This is a genomic window from Allobosea sp. Root381 (genome assembly GCF_001429395.1).
Lineage (GTDB): Bacteria > Pseudomonadota > Alphaproteobacteria > Rhizobiales > Beijerinckiaceae > Allobosea.
Genome location: NZ_LMJT01000001.1, coordinates 482,592 through 500,231, shown reverse-complemented (window position 1 = coordinate 500,231; position 17,640 = coordinate 482,592). Strand labels below are relative to the sequence as shown.

The window sequence follows — 17,640 nt, the reverse complement described above, 5'->3', positions numbered from 1 at the left end:
CTCCCCGTTGCTGCGCTCTAACCCGCGTCGCTTTCCGTCTGCACGGCCTGCGCCATCTCGCCGAGGCTTTTGAAGCGGAAATCATGGCGCGGCATCGTGCCGGGATTCATCGTTGCGCCAAAACCTTCGTCGGCATGGCGGCGATGGATCCAGCAGGAGGCGAGGCCGGCGGCATTCGCCGGCTTGTGATCGTGGAACAGGCTCTCGGCGGTGTAGAGGATGTCGCCCTTGCCGATGCCGCGCGCCGCCAGCGCCTCCAGCATGTAGTCGAAATTCGCCGCGGCCGGCTTGTAGCTGCCGATGTCCTCGGCCGTGTAGATCGCGTCGAAGGTCACGCCGAGCCGGCGGTTGCTGAGCGCGAAGGATTCGTTGTCGACATTGGAGAGGATGACGAGCTTGTAGTGCCGTTTCAGCAGCTGCAGCGCGGCCTGCGTGTCGGGAAAGGCCGGCCAGTCTCCGATGGAACGGCCATAGGCAAGGCATTCCTCCCAGGCGGCCGGAACCTCCCATTCTTCCGCGAGGCGCTTGTAGACGATCGCGAGCAGCTCGCTGTAGCGCTTGGTCGGCGTGTGGCGCTGCTGCGCCGATTCATGCCGGGCATGGGCCTCGAGCACCGCGTTGCGGCCGAGCGGCCGCCCCACCTTCCCGACCAGCGGCGAAAGCGCCGCGACCATGCCGCTCTCCCAGTCGATCAGCGTGCCGTAGCAGTCGAAGGTCAGAGTGTTGAAATCGGTGAGCTTCATCATGGTCTCCGGTTCGATCGGGCTCGGCTCGGCGTCATTCCGGGGCATTGCGCAGCAATGAGCCCGGAACCCATAACCGCTGAACTGGCCGGAAAAGATCGACGGCTGCGGAGCCTCGTTTCGGTGCGGCAATGTTCATGGGTTCCGGGCTCGGGCCTGCGGCCTGCCCCGGAATGACCATCATGTCCGGATGGTGCCATCTTCTACGCAGTTCTATCCGACAAGAACGGGATCAGCGCCTCGAGCGTCGCCGCCGGGTTCTCCTCGGGCAGGAAATGGCCGCTCTCGATCGCCTGACCTTCGGCCTGCGGGGCGAATGTCGCCCGCCAGATCTCCAGCGGGCTCGCCTCCTTGGCCGGGATGCCGGCCTCGCCCCAGAGGATCAGGACCGGGCAGAGGATGCGGTTGCCCGCCGCGAGATCGGCCTTGTCATGCGCGACATCGGTGGTCGCGCCGGCGCGATAATCCTCGCAAGCCGCATGGATGCGAGCCGGATCGTTGAAGGATTCGCCATAGGATCGCAGCGCCAGCGCGTCGAACAGGTCGAGCGACTTCGCCCGCGTCCAGCTCGCGATGGTGTGGTCGAGCCAGCCGAGCGGATCGGCCTTGATCAGGTTCTCCGGGACAGGCTCGGGCTGGGCGAGGAAGGTCCAGTGATAGACCTGCATCGCGCGCGCCGCGCTCATGCCCTCCCACATCGAAACCGTCGGGATGATGTCGAGCAAGGCGAGCTTCTCGACGCGGCCGGGATGGTCCAGCGCCAGCCGGTAGGCGACGCGCGCGCCGCGGTCATGCCCGACCACGGCAAAGCGCAGATGCCCGAGTGCCTGCATCGCGGCGACGACGTCCTCGCCCATGCCGCGCTTGGTATAGGTCTCGCGGCCGCCATCGCCATGCGGCGCCGCCGACCAGCCATAGCCGCGCAGGTCCGGGCAGACGACGGTATGCGTCTTCGCCAGCTCGCCGGCGATCCTGTGCCATTCGGCATGGGTCTGCGGGAAGCCGTGAATCAGCACGACCGGCGGCCCCTCGCCGCCGACGCGCGCGAAGATTTTGCCGACGGGCCCGTCGATCCAATGCGCCTTGAAGCCAGGGAACAGGCTGTCGAGATTGCTCATGTCGACCGGGCCTTATTCGACCGAGCGTCCGGATCGACCGGATTCGCGGTCGTGCGGTCCGTTCGTTGGGTATCGGCGATTAGTCGCTGGAGCCGTTCCTCCGCCGCGATCTTGATTGCAGTGTCGATAGGCTCGCCCATTCGCGCCGAAAGCTCTCTGATGAGCGCTTCGGTTTCCGCGTCGTCGATTTCAAAGGTCACGGAAAGGCTCCCAAGCACACCCTCTCGCTCGAAAGCTACTATGACGGCCGCTGACTTGTCAGCTTTCGCGCTCGCGCTTGACCGCCTGCCAGCCGATGTCGCGGCGGCAGAAACCGCCGGGCCAATCGATCGCGTCGACGCCCCGATACGCCTTGGCCTGTGCCTCGCTCACCGACTTCGCGGTCGCCACGACATTCAGCACCCGCCCGCCATGGCTGAGGATTGCGCCCGTGGCGTCCTGCTTCGTGCCGGCATGGAAGACGAGCACGTCGTCCTGCGCCTCGGCCTGCTCGATGCCCTTGATGACCGTGCCGGTTTCCGGCTTGCCGGGATAGCCCTTGGCGGCGAGCACCACGGTCAGCGCCGTCTCGTCCGACCAGCGCAGATCGAAGGTGTCGAGCACGCCGTCGCAGGAAGCGAGCAGCGCCGGCACGATGTCGCTCTTCAGCCGCGGCATCAGCACCTCGCATTCGGGATCGCCGAAGCGGACATTGTATTCGATCAGCTTCGGCCCCTGCGCCGTGATCATCAGCCCGGCGAAGAGCACGCCCTTGAACGGCGTGCCGCGCTTGGCCATGCCCGCCAGCGTCGGTCGCACGATCTCGGCCATGACCTGCTCTTCCAGCGCCTTGGTCATCACGGGGGCGGGCGAATAGGCGCCCATGCCGCCGGTATTGGGGCCGGTATCGCCGTCGCCGACGCGCTTGTGGTCCTGCGCCGAGGCCAGCGCCAGCGCATGCGTGCCGTCGCAGAGCGCGAAGAAGCTCGCCTCCTCGCCGATCATCCATTCCTCGATCACGACCTCGGCGCCGGCGGCACCCAGCCCGCCGCCGAACATCATCTCGATCGCCTCGTTCGCCTCTTCGAGCGTCTCGGCCATGACCACGCCCTTGCCGGCGGCGAGCCCGTCGGCCTTGATCACGATCGGCGCGCCTTGGGCGGCGACATAGGCCTTGGCGGCGGCGGCATCCCGGAAGCGGCCGAAGCCGGCGGTCGGGATGGCGAACTCGGCGCAGAGCTCCTTGGTGAAGGCCTTCGAGCCTTCGAGCTGGGCAGCCGCCTTCGATGGACCGAAGACCTTGATGCCGGCTGCAGCGAGGTCGTCGGCGATGCCCGCGACGAGCGGTCCCTCCGGCCCGACCACGACGAGGTCGATGCGCTGCAGCTTGCAGAAATCAGCCACGGCCTTGTGGTCGGCGATGTCGAGCACGACGTTCTCGCCGCATTGCGCCGTACCGGGATTGCCGGGCGCGATGAAGAGCCGGTCGCAGAGCGGCGAGCCGGAGATCGCCCAGGCCAAGGCATGCTCGCGGCCGCCCGATCCGATCAGAAGGATGTTCATCGTCGTCTCCTCGCGTGCGGACATCCGTCCACGGCTGTCATCCGGGGCGACCGGAGGGAGACCCGGGATCCATGCCTGAACCGTTCTGGAATGGATCCCGGATCTCCGCTTCGCTCCGTCCGGGACGACCCGCATCGGTCCTAGAGCTGCGTTCTGATAGCGGCAATAGCCGCCGATGATGCCCACGGCAACGCTTCTGCCCGCGTGTCGCCCCCGCTATGGTCCGGCAATGGACAGCGAATCGCAGAAGCCTTCCGGCAATGTTCCGGAATGGTCGGTCTCGGACCTCTCGGGCGCGCTCAAGCGCACGCTGGAGGACGCTTTCGGCTTCGTGCGGGTGCGCGGCGAGATCTCCGGCTATCGCGGGCCGGTCGGCTCCGGCCATGTCTATTTCTCGCTGAAGGACACCAACGCCAAGATCGACGCGGTGATCTGGAAGGGCGTCTTCGGCCGCCTGAAGACGAGGCCCCAGGAGGGGCTGGAGGTCATCGCCACCGGCAAGATCACGACCTTCGCCGGCAAGTCGAGCTACCAGATCATCATCGACTCGCTCGAGCCAGCCGGTATAGGCGCGCTGATGGCGCTGCTGGAAGAGCGCCGCAATCGGCTGGCGGCCGAGGGGCTGTTCGCGGTCGAGCGCAAGCGGCCCATCCCCTATCTGCCGCGCGTCATCGGCGTCGTCACCTCGCCGACCGGCGCGGTGATCCGCGACATCCTGCACCGTCTGGAAGACCGTTTCCCGCGCCATGTCCTGGTCTGGCCGGTGCGCGTGCAGGGCGAGACCAGCGCGGCCGAGGTCGCCAATGCCATCGCCGGCTTCAATGGCCTGCCCGAGGGCGGGCGCATCCCGCGGCCGGACGTCATCATCGTGGCGCGCGGCGGCGGCTCCCTGGAAGACCTGATGGGCTTCAACGAGGAGGCGGTGGTGCGCGCCGCCGCCGCATCGCTGATCCCGCTGGTTTCGGCCGTCGGTCACGAGACCGACGTTACGCTCATCGACCATGCATCCGACCTGCGCGCGCCGACGCCGACGGGGGCGGCCGAAAAGGTCGTGCCGGTGCGGGCCGAGCTGATGGCCTTCGTAGCGGACCTGTCGCGCCGGCAAGGCGGGGCGATGCGCCGCCTCTCCGACCGTCGCCGCAGCGATCTGCGCGCGCTCGCCCGGGCGCTGCCGGGGCCGGAAGCCGTGCTCTCCGGGCCGCGCCAGCGGCTCGATCTCGCGGCCACGCGCCTGGCACCGGCTCTGGCGCGCAATGCGCGCGTCCATGAGCAGCAATTGGGGCTGGTCGCACAACGGCTCGCCCGGCAGTCGCCGGTGGCGCGGCTCGCCGGTTTCGCGGCCAGGCTGGACGGTCTGTCGAAGCGCCTGCGGGCGGGCAGGGATGCCCTGCTGCGTGCCCAGCGCGAGCGGGTCGGCCGGGCCTTCGAGCGTATCGCGGACCTCGACCAGCGCGCCGCGCGTGCGCTTTCGCGCGATCTGGTCCAGCGCGGCGAGCGTCTTCTCGGTCTCGAAGACAGGCTGCAACGCGCCTTCGCGCAGAATCTGGCGCGCCGGCGCGAGCGTCTGCGCTCTTCCGCCTCGCTCCTCGCCTCGCTCGGGCCCGATGCCGTCCTGGCGCGCGGCTATGCGCTGGTGCGTGACGAGGCCGGCGCGCTGGTCCGTGGCGTCGGCCAGGTGCGGCCGGGGCAGGCGCTGAGCGTGCAGGTCAGCGATGGGCGCTTCGGCGTCATGGCTGCGGGAGACGGCAGTACCCCGGCGCGCCCCGCACGGCCGCTGCGGCGGGAAAGCCCCAAGGGCGGGCAGGGCGATCTGTTCTGAGCGACGCCCTGGTCGCTTCTACCCGTGGAATTTCAAGTTGCAGCGCGGGGTCGTCCGGGATGACGGCGCTTTTTGTCTGATGTTCAATCTGTCCAAAAGAACCCCATTATTGCTCTACCTCGCAGGACAAGCGCCGGAGTTTCGAGTCAGTTATCGAACCGGGGATGAAGCGAAGGGCGCGCTGGACAAGGGCTCAGGCGCTTTGAGGAAGGCCGTCACGCGCTGGATCGCGTCGTCGCGCGCCGCCGGATTGGTCCCGACCGTCGCCTTGCCGGTTCCTGTGGCGGAATAGGCGATGTCGCTGCGTTCCTTCACCTCGAGGCGCGGATGGTCGAAATCATGCAGCGCGCCGGGATAGATCACCAGATCGACCTTCTCGCCGCGGGCGTTCGCCGCCTTGGTGAGGTGGTCGCAGGGCGCCGGCGGGGTCCAGTCGTCGGCGTCGCCCATCAGGATCATCAGCGGCAGGCGTGCCGCGAAACTCGTCGATTCCGACTGTGACCGGCAGCCGGGATAGAAGGCGATGCCGCGCGCGAAGTCGGGCTTCGCATCGGCCGGGCGGCGGTCCTTGCGGACGGCCGCCAGGACCGTCGAGCCCCCGCCGGACCAGCCGAGCAGCGCGATCCTGTCCGGTCGGATGTCGGCGCGCGATTGCAGCCAGTTGCGTGCGGCGGCGGCGTCGGCGACGCGCTCGCGGCTGGCCCGGACGGGCAGTTCCCGCACGCCGCACTGCGAGCCGAGCCGGCGCGAACCGTAGCTGTCCGGCATCAGGACGGCGAAGCCAGCGCGCGCCAGCCGCTCTCCCCAGTCGGAATGCCGGGCCGAGAGCTTGCCATTGTCGCGCCACAGGCCGCCGCAACCATGCAGCGCGACGACGGCCGGAAACGGCCCCTGGCCCTGGGGCAGATAGAGGACCGCATCGAGATCGGCGTCGTAGCTCGGGACGCGCACGCGCTCGAAGCCGCCGGCCAGGGCAGCGCTCGTCGCGACCGCGAGCCCCAGAAGGGCCCCGGCGAGGCGTGTCAGGCTGGACATCATCGGCTGGGACGCTATCACGGAAGACTGATTATCCCGATAATGCGCACCGCGATCAATGTGCTAGACAGATCGTCATGAATATCAGCGAACGCCCCCCTTTGCCCGGCCCCGAAGCCGCGCTCGATTACGGCCATGGCGAGTTTCGCGTCGTGCGGCCGGGCGCCTTCGTGCGCTGCGCCGTCACCGGGTCGCCGATCCGGCTCGAAGACCTGCGTTACTGGTCGGTCGACTGGCAGGAACCCTATGCCTCGCCCGAGGCCGCGTTATTGCGGTTGCGCCGCGCCGGTCGGGCCTGAGCGTCCCGATAAGGCCTCTGCTGCCATCGCCTCGATCCGCCCCGGTTCGTCGAAGACCAACGTGACCGGCACGGGCAGCAGCCGGTGGCGCTCGGCATGAGGCCAGAGCGGCCCGAGCTTCACCATGTCCTTCTCCGTCGTCGCGATCAGGCAGTCCAGCTCGCTGGCCTGCGCCACCAGCGCCGCGACATCCTCTGCCGTATAGGGGTGATGATCGGGGAAGGCGCGCTCTGCGACGATGCGGGCGTCGGCCTGCCGCAAGGTGTCGGCGAATTTCTCCGGCCGGCCGATTCCCGAGACCGCCAGGACGGCCTGCTCTGACAGGCGCGCCTTGGCCTCCGGCGAGGGTTGTAGTCGTGCCGTCAGCGTCGCGACCCCCGCTTCCGTGGCGGCTGCGGCGACCTCTTCTCCGGCCGCGCCGGCGCCGATGACGAGCACCGCATCCGTCTGCGCCAGCTGGCCGGCCAGCGGCGCGCGCAGCGGGCCCGCCGGCAGGCAATACCCGTTGCCGGCGCCGCCCGCCCCGTCGACCACCGCGAGCCGCAGCCGCTTGGCCAGAGCGGGATTCTGCAGCCCGTCATCCATGACGATCACGCTCGCGCCGAGCGCCCGCGCCAGCGAGGCCCCCGCGACACGGTCCCGCGCCACGACGGTGCGGGCATGGCGTGCCATCAGCAGCGGCTCGTCGCCGACGGCATGGGCGGCGTGATAGGCGGCATCGACTTCGACCGGCCCGGCGAGCGAACCGCCATAGCCGCGCATCAGCACGAAGGGCGTCTCACCGTGCCGTGCCAGCATGGCCGCGAGCGCGATCGAGGTCGGGGTCTTGCCGGCGCCGCCCGCGACGAAATTGCCGACGCAGATCACCGGGATGCCGGCGTCGGTGCCGGCGCGACGCATCCGCTGCAGCGTGATCGCGCCATAGAGCCGTCCGAGCGGAGAGAGGAGCCGGGCGAGGGCGCCCGGCGGCCGCCACCAGAAGCCCGGGGCGCGCATCAGGATGCGGCGTCGCGCTGGCCGAGCGCGATGCGCATGAGCAGCGGTTCGATCGCCTGGATCGTCCGGTTCAGGGCGCCGCCGAGCTCGGCGCTGGTCTGGGCCGCGGTGCGGGCCGCCTGCCGGGCGCTCGCCGGGTCGCTGAGCCAGCGATGCACCGCGCCGGCGAGCCCCTGCGCATCGGCGACCTCGCGCGCGCCGCCATCCTGGTCGAAGGCAGCGAAGATCTCGGCATTGTTGTGGACGAAAGGCCCGTGCAGCAGCGCACAGCCGAGCTTTGCCGGCTCGATCGGGTTGTGGCCGCCGATCAGCGGCACCAGCGAGCCGCCGAGATAGGCCACCTGCGAGAGGCGATAGAGCAGGCCGAGCTCGCCCACCGTATCGGCGATGTAGAGCTCGGTGTCGCGCTCCGGCAGCTGGCCCGCGGCGCGCCGCGCCACGGCGATGCCGTTGGCCTGCGCCAGCGCCTCGATCTCGATGCCGCGCTGCGGATGGCGCGGGGCGATGATGGTCAGGAGCTTCGGCAGGTAGGGCTTGATCCCGAGATGGGCGGCGATGACCTGCTCTTCCTCGCCCGGATGCGTGCTGGCCGCGACCCAGACCGGCCGGCCCGTGGTCAGGCCGTCGAGGATCGCCAGCGTATCGGCATCGGCGGGAGGCGCCGGCACGTCGAATTTGAGATTGCCGGCGACGCTGACGCGCGGCGCGCCGAGCTGTGCCAGCCGCTCCGCGTCGCCCTGCGACTGCGCGAGGCAGGATTCGAAGCAGGAGAGCAGGTAGCGCGAGGTCTGCGGCGCCTTGTACCAGCGCGCGAAGGAGCGCTCCGACATCCGGGCATTGACCTGCACCAGCGGCACGTCGCGGCGCTTCGCCTCGATCAGCAGATTTGGCCAGATCTCCGATTCGCAGATCAGCCCGAGATCCGGGCGCCAGTAGTCGAGGAAGCGGCGCATGTAGCGTGGCACGTCCAGCGGAAGGTACTGGTGGATCACGCCGGCCGGCAGCCGCGCCGCGAGCAGCCCGGCCGAGGTCACGGTGCCCGAGGTCACGAGCACGGCGAAGCCGCGCTTCTGCAGTTTCGCGATCAGCGGCAGCAGGGTCACCGTCTCGCCAACGCTCGCGCCATGCAGCCAGACCAGCGAGCGATTGGGACGCCTGACGCCGGGATAGCCGCGGCGCTCGGCGAAACGCGTCGGGTCCTCCTTGCCGCGCCGCCGCCGCCAGACCAGCAGGCCGGCCGCCGCCGGTTCGAGCAGGCCGGTCAGCAGCCTGTAGCCTGTGAGGATCGCGCCCTTGCCGCTCATGCCGCGACTCCCGCGCGAGCGATCTGGGCCTCCCGAAGTCCAGCACCGGGATCCTGGGCGCCGACCAGCGCATAAGCGCGGGCATGCACGGCGTCGAGCCCGGCCTCGAGCGCCAGCCGCGCCGCCTCGCAGGTCGCCTCGTCGGCCTCGCGCGCGACGTGGATCGCCTCGCCGACCACGATCGCGCCGCGGCCGAAGGGCAGCCCGATCGAGGCCCGGTCCCAGCTCTTGAAGTCGATGCGCCGGCTCGTCACCACCGCGATCGGATGTACCGGGCGGCCCGAGGCGCGCGCGAGCTGGATGATGCCCGGCCCGGCGATGCGGGCGCGCTTGGGAATGTCGGCGGTCAGCACCATCGTCTCGCCCGCGGCGAGCCGCCTGACCATGGCGAGGAAGGCGCTGGCGCCGCCCTTCTCGCGGATCTTCTTGCCGAGCGCACCCGAGCCGCGGATCGCGCCGATGCCGAGCTCGCGCAGCGCCACCGCGTTGAAGCCGCCGTCGCCATGGCGCGAGACCAGCGAGCACGCCGGCATCCAGTCCGGTCGCGAGAACGGGATCATGATGTGCTGGCCGTGCCACATCGCGATGATCAGCGGCAGCTCTGGGCGGACGCGCTCATAGATGTCGGCCGGCTCGACCACGAAACGGTTCGTCCGCTGCACGAGGCGGAGGTAGCCGGCGAGGAGCCGGCCCAGCGTTTCCTGCGCCGCGCGCGTCTTGAGGAGCGAAAAGCCCATGGAGCTGGCGTCGGAACCTTAGACTGTCTCGGGGTTGAGCAGGCGGTGCAGGTGCACGATGAAGTAACGTGTCTGCGCCTGGTCGACGGTCGCCTGCGCCTTCGCCTTCCAGGCGGTGTGGGCGGTCGCGTAGTTCGGGAAGATGCCGACGACGTCGAGCTTGGCGAGGTCCTTGAAGGTGATGCCTTCCAGCGAACTCAGTTCGCCGCCGAAGACGAGGTGGAGGAGCTGTTTCTGTTCGGGTTCGGCAGCCATTGTTCTCTCCGCTACGAGCGGTTCTGATCCGGAACCGCGCGGCACCAGTTAAGCCATACGCGCGTCACACGCGAGTGCCGAGCGGCGCAGATCGGCACAGCAATAGCGCCATTGCCGACAAAAAGGCGTCAGAGCCGCTGCGGCCCTGCGTCGCGCAGGCGTCGCATCGCCGCCAGCAGGGGCGCCGACAGCCCGCCGGCGCTCGCGATCAGCCTGCCATGGATCGGCGTTTCCCTGTTGTAGACGACCGCTTCGCCGTCGGTTCCGCTCAGCAAGCCGCCCGCCTCCTGCAGGATCAGGTCGGCGGCGGCGAGGTCCCAGTCGCGCGCATCGGTCGAGATCAGCCCGGCATCGATCGTCGCATCCGCGATCCGTGTCAGCCTGAGAGCGAGCGACGGAATCTTGTCGACCGGCTCGATGCGCGCGATTTCCGCCAGCGCATCGACCATCGGCTTCGGCCCGGCGATGCGGGCGGCGGCGAGCGTCGTGGCGGCCGAGGTGGCGATGGCGTTGCCGTTACGCGTCGCGCCGCCGCCGCGCAGGGCCTGGTAGGTCGCGTCGCAGGCCGGCGCATGGACGATGCCGAGCACGGGCTCGCCCTGGTCGAGCAGCGCCACGCAGACCGCCCAGTCCGGCAGGCCGTTCATGAAGGCGCGCGTCCCGTCGATCGGATCGACCACCCAGACGAAGCGTCGCTTCAGCCGCAGCGCGTCGTCGATGGTTTCCTCCGACAGCCAGGCTGCCTCCGGGAGCAGGGCTTCGAGCCGGATGCGCAGGAAGGTATCGACCCCGATATCGGCTTCGGTCACGGGAGAGCCGCCGCTCTTCGACCATGTCCGGGCGGCGGTCCGCTCGCCAGGGCGGAACAGGTCGACGGCGATCTCGCCCGCCTCCAGGCAGGCCGCGTGGACGGCTTGCAGGAGGTCGGTGGCGTCGGGCAGCGGGGGCATGCTCATGCTGGTTCCGTATGGATGGCGATGCTGCGCTTCAAGCCGAAAATGCGCAGAAGAAACGAAAGATTCCGTCAAGCATCCTGCTTGAAACCGGCCATTGAGGCCATTGGAAGGCGCAGATCACGCTCCTTTAACCCAACCGCTTAAGCGCTCGGAGACACCTGGGACCCAACTCTCGCCCAGCAAGCACGAGAGCCCCGGACTGCACAGAGGGCTCCGTCGCGGCAGGGATTAGAGAGAGGCGTTACACAGATGGCGAGAGTCACGACGGCCGCCGGGGAGTTCGGTTTCATGCCGAATTGTCCCGGTTTCGCGACCGACCCCACGACCGTTCCACGCAATCCGATGCCGGCGCAGCCGGATGCGCCGCGGATCGAGCGCATCGGCTCCGTACGCATCCTGCGCGGCGCCGCCGGCTGGCGCGGCGTGGCGCTGCGGCTGGCGAATGCCGCCGGAGACGACGAGCTGTTCCAGCTTGCGCTGACCGCCGGAGACGGGCGCTCGATCGTCGTCGCCACGGTGGATCAGGAGGATGCGGTCGCGCTGTGGCGCGATTTCGGCCGCGCCAGCGGCATGCCGCTGCTGCTCGAGACCAGCGACGGCGACATCAGCGAGCCCTTTCCGCAGATCGGCCGTGTCGCACTCGGGCCGATCCGCGTCCGTCGCCGCCATTCCTTCCTGAACGGCCGCCGCCCCCGCTTCCTCGTGCGGCGCAAGACCGGCCGGCTGGCCGAGCGGCCCGTGGTCGTCGGCGGAGAGCGCCTGACGGACTGACGTCGCCATCGGTGGAGACCTCCTCGTCATTCCGGTTCGGGCCTGCCGCCCGTCCCGGAGTGAGCGCGCAATCGCGTGACGATGCGATACTGTCGCGCTCCAAGCTTGTGCCGGGCTTGAGTCGCATCAACTGCCGTCATTGCGAGCGCAGCGAAGCAATCCAGGGAGGCGTAGAGCGCTGCCGCCCCTGGATTGCTTCGCTGCGCTCGCAATGACGGAACAGCGCTTCAGCGCGGTTTCGTGAAAACGGACCGCTCCTAGAAGGCGGAACGTGCCAGCGCGTCGAGCGCGAAGCCTGTCGCCAGCAGCAGCCCGGCATTCTGGTTCGACCGGAAAATCGCGAGCGCCACCGGCGAGGTTGCGCCTTTGATCCTGGAGACCTGCCAGCCGAGATGGCCGGCGAAGGCCGCAAGGCCGGCGAAGGCGATCGGTCCGCCTCCGGCTGTCCAGGCCGCAAGACCCGCAAGCACCACTGCGAGCGCGAAGCACAGCGCGATGGCCTCCCGGCCATGATCGCCGAAATAGCGCGCGCTCGACTTGATGCCGGCGATCACGTCGTCCTCGATGTCCTGCAGCGCGTAGATCGTGTCGTAGCCGACCGTCCAGACCACGGCGGCGGCGTAGATCAGGAAGGCCGGCGCATCGAGGCGTCCGAAGACCGCGCTCCAGCCGAGCAGTCCGCCCCATGAGAAGGCGAGGCCGAGCACGAACTGCGGCAGGTTGGTGATCCGCTTCATGAACGGATAGATCGCCACGATCACGAGCGAGGCGATCCCGGCCGCGATGGTGAAGGCGTTGAACTGCAGCAGCACGACGAGCCCGATCAGCGACAGCCCGACCATGAACAGCGCGGCGGCCCGCACCGTGACCTGGCCCGAGGGCAGGGGCCGCCCGCGCGTGCGCGCCACCTGAGCATCGAGCTTGCGGTCGATGATGTCGTTGAAGGTGCAGCCGGCGCCGCGCATCGCGATCGCGCCGATCAGGAAGAGCAGGCAGTGCCAGGGATCAGGGTAGGGATGCCCGGCTGCGATGGCCGCAAGCCCCGCCGCCCACCAGCATGGCAGCAGCAGGAGCCACCAGCCGATCGGCCGCTCCATCCGCGCCAGCTTGAGGAAAGGCCGCGTCGCCTGCGGCGCCCGCGTATCGACCCAATGGCCACTCAACGCGTCCGGCAAAGGCGCGCCCGGGCCGTTTCCGAGAGGGGCGGGTGCCGGTTCGGGCGTGGCCGTCACGAGGGCGGACGCTTAGAGAGCGCCCTGCGGGATGCGCATGCCGCCGCCGGTGATAGCATCGGCGCCGCCGAACGGATTGCCTGCACCCTGCTGGGCCTGCTTCTGCGCCCGGCGCATCATCTCGGCCTGCTGCTTCACCGCATTGCAGGCCTGATTGCGGATGCCGCTCGCCTTCTCGTTGTCCGCCTTCATGCCGTCGATGAAGGAAGCCGGGATCTGGCACCAATCCTGGTTGTCGGTGGCGAACTTCACGGCGGCGTTGCCGTTGCTGACGAGCTTGCCCAGGGTGCCGCAGGCCTGCTGCGGCGTCAGCTTGCGCTTCGCTTTCTGCGAGGCGTTCAGCGAGGCGACGATCGTCTGCCTCTCCTGGAGCAGCTTCTGGATCTGCTCACAGCCCGAGGCCTGCGCACGCGCAGGGGTGGCATCGATGAAGGCAGCCACAGCGAGCCCCATCGTCGCGATCACCCCGGAAGCCATCCTTAGCCGCATCTTGTCACGCTCCGAAATTGCCTGCGAGGGCGCGGGCCCTGCGCGATTTCCTTAACAGCAAGGCTGTGTTGGCGCCAAGGACCAATGCAAGTCCAACTCTTGCGGGCCGGACTTTTCCATTCCATTCGGCGATGATGCTTGCCGATAACCCGAGATTGTGGCGGTTTTCGCGCGAGCGTTGCCGTAACTGGCTGCCCATTAAAAGTCTTCAGGAAGCCGTCCAGCCGATGTCCGTTCCCGATTTCGCCCGCTATCGGCTCTTCCTGGAGGGCGACCTCGCAGAAGGAGGGCGACTGCCGCTCGAGCGCGAGCAGGCGAATTACCTCCTCAACGTGCTGCGCCTGAAGCAGGACGACACCGTGCTGATCTTCAACGGGCGCGACGGCGAATGGCTGGCCGCGATTTCGGCCGAGGGCCGCAAGCAGGCGAGCCTGACCGCGCTGCGCCGGACGAAGGACCAGCCGCCGGCGCCCGATCTGATCTATCTCTTCGCGCCGCTCAAGCATGCGCGCCTCGACTACATCGCGCAGAAGGCAATCGAGATGGGGGCAGGCGTGCTGCAGCCCGTCCTGACCCGACGCACCCAGGTTTCGCGGCTCAATCTCGACCGCTTGCGCGCCAATGCGATCGAGGCCGCCGAGCAGTGCGGCATCCTGACCCTGCCGGAAATCAGGCCCGAGCGCCCGCTCGATGCGGCGCTCGACGCGCTCGAGCCCGGCCGCCTGCTGGTCTTCTGCGACGAGGCGATGGCGCAGGAAAGCCCGCTGGCTGCGCTGGCGGGTCGGAAGCCCGGGCCGCTGGCCGTGCTGATCGGGCCGGAGGGCGGCTTCGACGAGGCCGAGCGCCGCCGGATACTGGCGCGGCCGGAGACGCTGCCGCTGTCGCTCGGCCCGCGCATCCTGCGCGCCGACACGGCCGCCGTCGCCGCGCTGACACTGGTCCAGGCGGTTCTGGGCGACTGGCCGCGGCAATAGCCCGCAGCGGCGGAACGTGCCGCCGGCTTGGCCGTTTCCCGCTCATGCTGGGGACGCATTCTCGACTCAATCGGGAGCAGGCTGGCGCGCCGGTCTGCAGCCGGGGTGCGGGCGATTCGCCGGCACCCCTGATGCGAGCGACCCGACGAGGATGAATGCCATGAACGAAGCCTGCCGCTTCGGAATCGAGGAAGAGTATTTCCTGTCGGATGCCGGGAGCAGGGGGGTCGTGCGCAAGGTATCTCCGACCTTCATCGCCGCCACCCAGGCGATGTTCCCCCACGAGGTCCAGCGCGAGATGCTGCAATCGCAGATCGAGGTCGCGACGCCTGTCTGCAAATCGATGGGAGAGGCGCGGAGCGCGCTGACCGCCCTGCGGACCGGCCTGGCCGGCCTCGCCCTCGAGCACGACATGCTGTTGCTCGCCTGCGGTACGCATCCGAGCGCGGCCTGGGCGCGCCAGCACGCCACCGAGGCATCCCGCTACGACACGCTGATGCGCGACCTGCAGATGCTCGGCAGCCGCAACCAGCTCTGCGGGCTGCACGTCCATGTCGAGGTGAAGGACGAGGACGAGCGTATCCGCCTGATGGCGCGGACCATGCCGTTCCTGCCGCTGCTGCTGGCGCTCTCCACCTCCTCGCCCTTCTGGCAGGGCCGGCGAACGGGGCTGATGGGCTATCGCCTCGCCGCCTATGGCGAATTGCCGCGCACCGGCCTGCCCGAACTGTTCACCGAGCCGGAGGATTATCGCGCCTATGTCGAGACGATGGTCGCAGCCGGGGCGATCAAGGATGCGGGCTATATCTGGTGGGCGATCCGCCCCTCCCACAAGCATCCGACGCTGGAACTGCGCATCGCCGACAGCTGTACGCGCCTGGAGGACACGCTCGCCATCGCGGCGCTCTATCGCTGCCTGGTCCGGCACCTGCTCCGTCAGCCGAAGCTCAATGCGAATCTGACCGCGGCCGCGCGCGCCATCGCGGCGGAAAATCTCTGGCGCGCCCAGCGCTATGGCGTCCATGGCGGGCTGATCGATGCCGAAAGCCGCAGCATGCGCAGCGTGCCGGAGATCGTCGACGATCTCGTCGCCCGGCTCGCCGAGGATGCGGCGGCACTCGGCTGCCGCGCCGAGCTCGCCAGCTGCCGCGAGCTCGCGGCCGCCGGCACCAGCGCCGATGTGCAACTCGCGGTCTATGAGGAGGCGCGCCTGCGCGATGGCGGCCAGGCGGCCGGGCTTTCGGCGGTGGTCGACTGGATCGCCTCCGAGACGAGGCTCGACCGCACCGGCTGGGGCCACGACGCAGCGCTCCGCCGCGGTGCTGCCTGAGCGAATTCCAGACCGCTGCGTGACTGAAGGCGATGTCCGCGGCCCGCACGCCCTGCGCCGGCCGTTCGTCGCTCTTCCGCGAACGCAAAGCGGAGGTCGTTGTCGAGCGTGGCGCGCTCGCCTATGTCTGGCTCTCCTGGAGCCTGATCCACCGCGCAGCGAAGCGCGGGCGGAAGCCTGGCCTCTCGTTTTTCTGCCGGAGCGCCCATGGCTCGCGATGTGTCCGATTCGACCCCGGTCGGTTCCAAGGACGAACTGATCTCCTGGATCGCCGCCGGTGAAAAGCCGGCCTCGGCCTTCCGGCTCGGCACCGAGCACGAGAAATTTCCTTTCTATCGCGACGATCTCTCGCCCGTTCCCTATGAGGGGCGCCCAGGTTCTGACGGGCGCAAAGCCGCCGGCGGCATCCGCCATCTTCTGGAGGGCATGCAGGCCAGGCTCGGCTGGGAGCCGATCGTGGACGCCGGCCACGTCATCGGCCTCGGCGGGCCGGCGGGCGGCGGCGCGATCTCGCTGGAGCCCGGTGGCCAGTTCGAGCTGTCCGGCGCGCCGGTCGAGACCGTCCATGAGACGGCGGCCGAGCTCGCCCAGCACCTCGCCGACGTCAAGGCGGTGGCCGAGCCGCATGGCATCGGCTTCGTCGCGCTCGGCCATTCGCCGCTCTGGACCCGGGCACAGACCCCGGTGATGCCCAAGGGCCGCTACAAGATCATGGCGAACTACATGCCGAAGGTCGGTACGCGCGGCCTCGACATGATGTTCCGCACCTGCACGGTCCAGGTGAATCTCGATTTCGGCACCGAGGCCGACATGGTCCGCAAGCTCAGGGTCTCGCTCGCCCTGCAGCCGCTGGCCACCGCGCTCTTCGCCGCCTCGCCCTTCACGGAAGGGCAGCTCAACGGCTTCCAGTCGATGCGCTCTGAGATCTGGCGCGACACCGACAAGGCCCGCTCCGGCATGATCGCCTTCGCCTTCGACGAGGGCATGTCCTACGAGGCCTATGTCGACTGGGCGCTCGACGTTCCCATGTATTTCGTCAAGCGTGGCGATATCTATCACGACGTTGCCGGTGCCTCCTTCCGCGACCTGCTCGCCGGCAAGCTGGCGCAGCTGCCGGGCGAGCGCGCCACCATTTCCGACTGGGCGAACCATCTCTCGACGCTGTTTCCCGAGGTCCGTTTGAAGCGCTTCCTCGAGATGCGCGGCGCCGATGCCGGCCCGCCCGAGATGCTGAACGCGCTCCCGGCCTTCTGGGTCGGGCTGCTCTACGACCAGACCTCGCTCGATGCGGCCTGGGACCTGGTCAAGGGCTGGACCGACGAGGAGCGCCAGGCGCTGCGCGATGCCGTGCCGAAGGCGGGCCTCGGCGCGACCATTGCCGGCCGGAAGCTGCGCGACCTCGCACGCGAGGTCCTGGTGCTGTCGCGCGCCGGGCTCGCGCGCCGCGCCCGCCGCAATGAAGCGGGTGCCGACGAAACCATCTTCCTCGACCCGCTCTACGCCATCGTCGCCGGCGACCGCACGTTGGCGCAGCAGCTCGCCGCGCGCTACCGCGCCGAATGGGGCACCGAGATCGCGCCGCTTTTCCGGGACTGCGCCTTTTAGCGCGCCTTCCGATCAGGCTGGACCCTACCGCCAGGAATATGCCGTCTTTCCGGGGCTTCGCGGAGCGAAGAGCCCGGAATCCAAGAACGCTGCGGCCTCAGGATAATGTGCGGCACCGGGCTCAGGCCTGCGGCCTGCCCCGGAAAGACGGTGCGACCCGTCAGGACGCTGTCCACGCGCACGAAATCCGTGTGTTCCAGCGATTTGCGATTTCGCATTAACAGTTTGGCGGGACTCGGCCGGTATGGTCCGGCGCATGCGTCAGATCGCAGCCATCCTCGTGACCTTTACCCGCGATGAACGCGGGGCGACGGCGCTCGAATATTGCTTCATCGCCGCCCTGATCTCGATCGCCGCCGTCGCCGTTCTCACCCAGATCGGCATGAACGTCAGCGCGATGACCGGCGGCGTCCTGGACGGTCTTCGCTGATCCGG

19 protein-coding genes are annotated in these 17,640 nt (G+C 69.0%); 7 read left to right on the top strand and 12 right to left on the bottom strand.

The features are described 5' to 3' along the window. Window positions 1–17: 17 nt before the first annotated feature. The 4 genes from ASE63_RS02370 to purD all read right to left on the bottom strand — a co-directional run bounded on the left by ASE63_RS02370 (window position 18) and on the right by purD (window position 3,403). Window positions 18–743: a haloacid dehalogenase type II gene (locus ASE63_RS02370; RefSeq protein WP_056796591.1), complete on the bottom strand. Its 726-nt coding sequence runs from the start codon at window positions 741–743 to the stop codon at window positions 18–20. Window positions 744–946: 203 nt separating this feature from the next. Continuing rightward, window positions 947–1,861, bottom strand: a complete 915-nt coding sequence (locus tag ASE63_RS02365; protein WP_056795831.1) for an alpha/beta hydrolase — start codon at window positions 1,859–1,861, stop codon at window positions 947–949. Beyond that, a complete protein-coding gene (locus ASE63_RS27660; protein ID WP_162261703.1) occupies window positions 1,858–2,061 on the bottom strand; it encodes a type II toxin-antitoxin system VapB family antitoxin in 204 nt (67 codons plus the stop codon). The genes ASE63_RS02365 and ASE63_RS27660 overlap by 4 nt, the downstream gene beginning before the upstream one ends. Window positions 2,062–2,119: 58 nt before the next feature. Further along, window positions 2,120–3,403, bottom strand: coding sequence for a phosphoribosylamine--glycine ligase (gene purD, locus ASE63_RS02355; protein ID WP_056796586.1), 1,284 nt, complete (start codon window positions 3,401–3,403; stop codon window positions 2,120–2,122). Window positions 3,404–3,632: 229 nt separating this feature from the next. Between purD and xseA the strand changes: the two genes are divergently transcribed. Further along, entirely contained in the window at window positions 3,633–5,222 is a 1,590-nt protein-coding gene (gene xseA / locus ASE63_RS02350; protein WP_056795826.1) for an exodeoxyribonuclease VII large subunit, read from the top strand. Window positions 5,223–5,372: 150 nt separating this feature from the next. On the opposite strand, the gene ASE63_RS02345 is transcribed toward xseA, so the two are convergent. After that, window positions 5,373–6,278, bottom strand: coding sequence for a dienelactone hydrolase family protein (locus ASE63_RS02345; protein ID WP_244491241.1), 906 nt, complete (start codon window positions 6,276–6,278; stop codon window positions 5,373–5,375). A 56-nt stretch (window positions 6,279–6,334) separates the two neighbouring features. Here ASE63_RS02345 and ASE63_RS02340 point away from each other — a divergent pair, with 56 nt between their 5' ends. After that, window positions 6,335–6,556 (top strand): DUF2093 domain-containing protein, encoded by a 222-nt coding sequence (locus ASE63_RS02340; RefSeq protein ID WP_056795822.1) that lies wholly within the window; start codon window positions 6,335–6,337, stop codon window positions 6,554–6,556. Here the strand turns inward: ASE63_RS02340 and lpxK are convergent. The 5 genes from lpxK to ASE63_RS02315 all read right to left on the bottom strand — a co-directional run bounded on the left by lpxK (window position 6,524) and on the right by ASE63_RS02315 (window position 10,798). Continuing rightward, complete coding sequence (lpxK, locus tag ASE63_RS02335; protein ID WP_056795820.1) at window positions 6,524–7,552, bottom strand: tetraacyldisaccharide 4'-kinase; 1,029 nt, start codon at window positions 7,550–7,552, stop codon at window positions 6,524–6,526. The two genes, ASE63_RS02340 and lpxK, sit on opposite strands and share 33 nt — an antisense overlap. Further along, window positions 7,552–8,856 carry a 3-deoxy-D-manno-octulosonic acid transferase gene (locus tag ASE63_RS02330; RefSeq protein ID WP_056795818.1) on the bottom strand — a complete coding sequence of 435 codons (1,305 nt, stop codon included), beginning with the start codon at window positions 8,854–8,856 and terminating at the stop codon, window positions 7,552–7,554. The genes lpxK and ASE63_RS02330 overlap by 1 nt, the downstream gene beginning before the upstream one ends. After that, a complete protein-coding gene (locus tag ASE63_RS02325; RefSeq protein ID WP_056795817.1) occupies window positions 8,853–9,593 on the bottom strand; it encodes a lysophospholipid acyltransferase family protein in 741 nt (246 codons plus the stop codon). The genes ASE63_RS02330 and ASE63_RS02325 overlap by 4 nt, the downstream gene beginning before the upstream one ends. Before the next feature lie 18 nt (window positions 9,594–9,611). Beyond that, window positions 9,612–9,848: a DUF4170 domain-containing protein gene (locus tag ASE63_RS02320; RefSeq protein ID WP_056795814.1), complete on the bottom strand. Its 237-nt coding sequence runs from the start codon at window positions 9,846–9,848 to the stop codon at window positions 9,612–9,614. Window positions 9,849–9,976: 128 nt separating this feature from the next. Then, complete coding sequence (locus ASE63_RS02315) at window positions 9,977–10,798, bottom strand: 3'(2'),5'-bisphosphate nucleotidase CysQ (RefSeq protein WP_056796583.1); 822 nt, start codon at window positions 10,796–10,798, stop codon at window positions 9,977–9,979. Window positions 10,799–11,053: 255 nt separating this feature from the next. Here ASE63_RS02315 and ASE63_RS02310 point away from each other — a divergent pair, with 255 nt between their 5' ends. Beyond that, the gene (locus tag ASE63_RS02310) at window positions 11,054–11,575 is read left to right on the top strand and encodes a DUF6101 family protein (RefSeq protein ID WP_056795812.1); all 522 of its coding nucleotides are present in this window, start codon (window positions 11,054–11,056) and stop codon (window positions 11,573–11,575) included. A 257-nt stretch (window positions 11,576–11,832) separates the two neighbouring features. Here the strand turns inward: ASE63_RS02310 and ubiA are convergent, their stop codons facing one another. Together ubiA and ASE63_RS02300 are read right to left on the bottom strand one after the other, a co-directional pair. Continuing rightward, window positions 11,833–12,738, bottom strand: coding sequence for a 4-hydroxybenzoate octaprenyltransferase (gene ubiA / locus ASE63_RS02305; RefSeq protein WP_244491240.1), 906 nt, complete (start codon window positions 12,736–12,738; stop codon window positions 11,833–11,835). 81 nt (window positions 12,739–12,819) lie between these two features. Then, on the bottom strand, window positions 12,820–13,284 hold the full coding sequence (locus tag ASE63_RS02300; protein ID WP_056795806.1) for a hypothetical protein: 465 nt from the start codon (window positions 13,282–13,284) through the stop codon (window positions 12,820–12,822). A gap of 239 nt (window positions 13,285–13,523) precedes the next feature. Between ASE63_RS02300 and ASE63_RS02295 the strand changes: the two genes are divergently transcribed. From ASE63_RS02295 to ASE63_RS02280, 4 genes are all read left to right on the top strand, one after another. After that, window positions 13,524–14,270, top strand: coding sequence for a 16S rRNA (uracil(1498)-N(3))-methyltransferase (locus ASE63_RS02295; protein ID WP_056795803.1), 747 nt, complete (start codon window positions 13,524–13,526; stop codon window positions 14,268–14,270). A 160-nt stretch (window positions 14,271–14,430) separates the two neighbouring features. Continuing rightward, the gene (locus ASE63_RS02290) at window positions 14,431–15,600 is read left to right on the top strand and encodes a carboxylate-amine ligase (protein WP_156410145.1); all 1,170 of its coding nucleotides are present in this window, start codon (window positions 14,431–14,433) and stop codon (window positions 15,598–15,600) included. A 207-nt stretch (window positions 15,601–15,807) separates the two neighbouring features. After that, window positions 15,808–17,205, top strand: a complete 1,398-nt coding sequence (locus ASE63_RS02285; protein ID WP_056795796.1) for a glutamate--cysteine ligase — start codon at window positions 15,808–15,810, stop codon at window positions 17,203–17,205. A 256-nt stretch (window positions 17,206–17,461) separates the two neighbouring features. Further along, window positions 17,462–17,635 carry a Flp family type IVb pilin gene (locus ASE63_RS02280; protein WP_156410144.1) on the top strand — a complete coding sequence of 58 codons (174 nt, stop codon included), beginning with the start codon at window positions 17,462–17,464 and terminating at the stop codon, window positions 17,633–17,635. The last annotated feature ends 5 nt before the right edge of the window (window positions 17,636–17,640 follow it).

Excerpts from the sequence above, each read along its gene's own strand:
- ASE63_RS02325 (WP_056795817.1), bottom strand. The coding sequence starts at position 9,593 with ATGGGCTTTTCGCTCCTCAAGACGCGCGCGGCGCAGGAAACGCTGGGC.
- ASE63_RS02320 (WP_056795814.1), bottom strand. The coding sequence starts at position 9,848 with ATGGCTGCCGAACCCGAACAGAAACAGCTCCTCCACCTCGTCTTCGGC.
- ASE63_RS02370 (WP_056796591.1), bottom strand. The coding sequence starts at position 743 with ATGAAGCTCACCGATTTCAACACTCTGACCTTCGACTGCTACGGCACG.
- ASE63_RS02340 (WP_056795822.1), top strand. The coding sequence starts at position 6,335 with ATGAATATCAGCGAACGCCCCCCTTTGCCCGGCCCCGAAGCCGCGCTC.
- ASE63_RS02365 (WP_056795831.1), bottom strand. The coding sequence starts at position 1,861 with ATGAGCAATCTCGACAGCCTGTTCCCTGGCTTCAAGGCGCATTGGATC.
- ASE63_RS02300 (WP_056795806.1), bottom strand. The coding sequence starts at position 13,284 with ATGGCTTCCGGGGTGATCGCGACGATGGGGCTCGCTGTGGCTGCCTTC.
- ASE63_RS02280 (WP_156410144.1), top strand. The coding sequence starts at position 17,462 with ATGCGTCAGATCGCAGCCATCCTCGTGACCTTTACCCGCGATGAACGC.
- ASE63_RS02315 (WP_056796583.1), bottom strand. The coding sequence starts at position 10,798 with ATGCCCCCGCTGCCCGACGCCACCGACCTCCTGCAAGCCGTCCACGCG.
- xseA (WP_056795826.1), top strand. The coding sequence starts at position 3,633 with ATGGACAGCGAATCGCAGAAGCCTTCCGGCAATGTTCCGGAATGGTCG.
- ASE63_RS02285 (WP_056795796.1), top strand. The coding sequence starts at position 15,808 with ATGGCTCGCGATGTGTCCGATTCGACCCCGGTCGGTTCCAAGGACGAA.
- purD (WP_056796586.1), bottom strand. The coding sequence starts at position 3,403 with ATGAACATCCTTCTGATCGGATCGGGCGGCCGCGAGCATGCCTTGGCC.
- ASE63_RS02310 (WP_056795812.1), top strand. The coding sequence starts at position 11,054 with ATGGCGAGAGTCACGACGGCCGCCGGGGAGTTCGGTTTCATGCCGAAT.
- ASE63_RS02290 (WP_156410145.1), top strand. The coding sequence starts at position 14,431 with ATGAACGAAGCCTGCCGCTTCGGAATCGAGGAAGAGTATTTCCTGTCG.
- ASE63_RS02330 (WP_056795818.1), bottom strand. The coding sequence starts at position 8,856 with ATGAGCGGCAAGGGCGCGATCCTCACAGGCTACAGGCTGCTGACCGGC.
- lpxK (WP_056795820.1), bottom strand. The coding sequence starts at position 7,552 with ATGCGCGCCCCGGGCTTCTGGTGGCGGCCGCCGGGCGCCCTCGCCCGG.
- ASE63_RS02295 (WP_056795803.1), top strand. The coding sequence starts at position 13,524 with ATGTCCGTTCCCGATTTCGCCCGCTATCGGCTCTTCCTGGAGGGCGAC.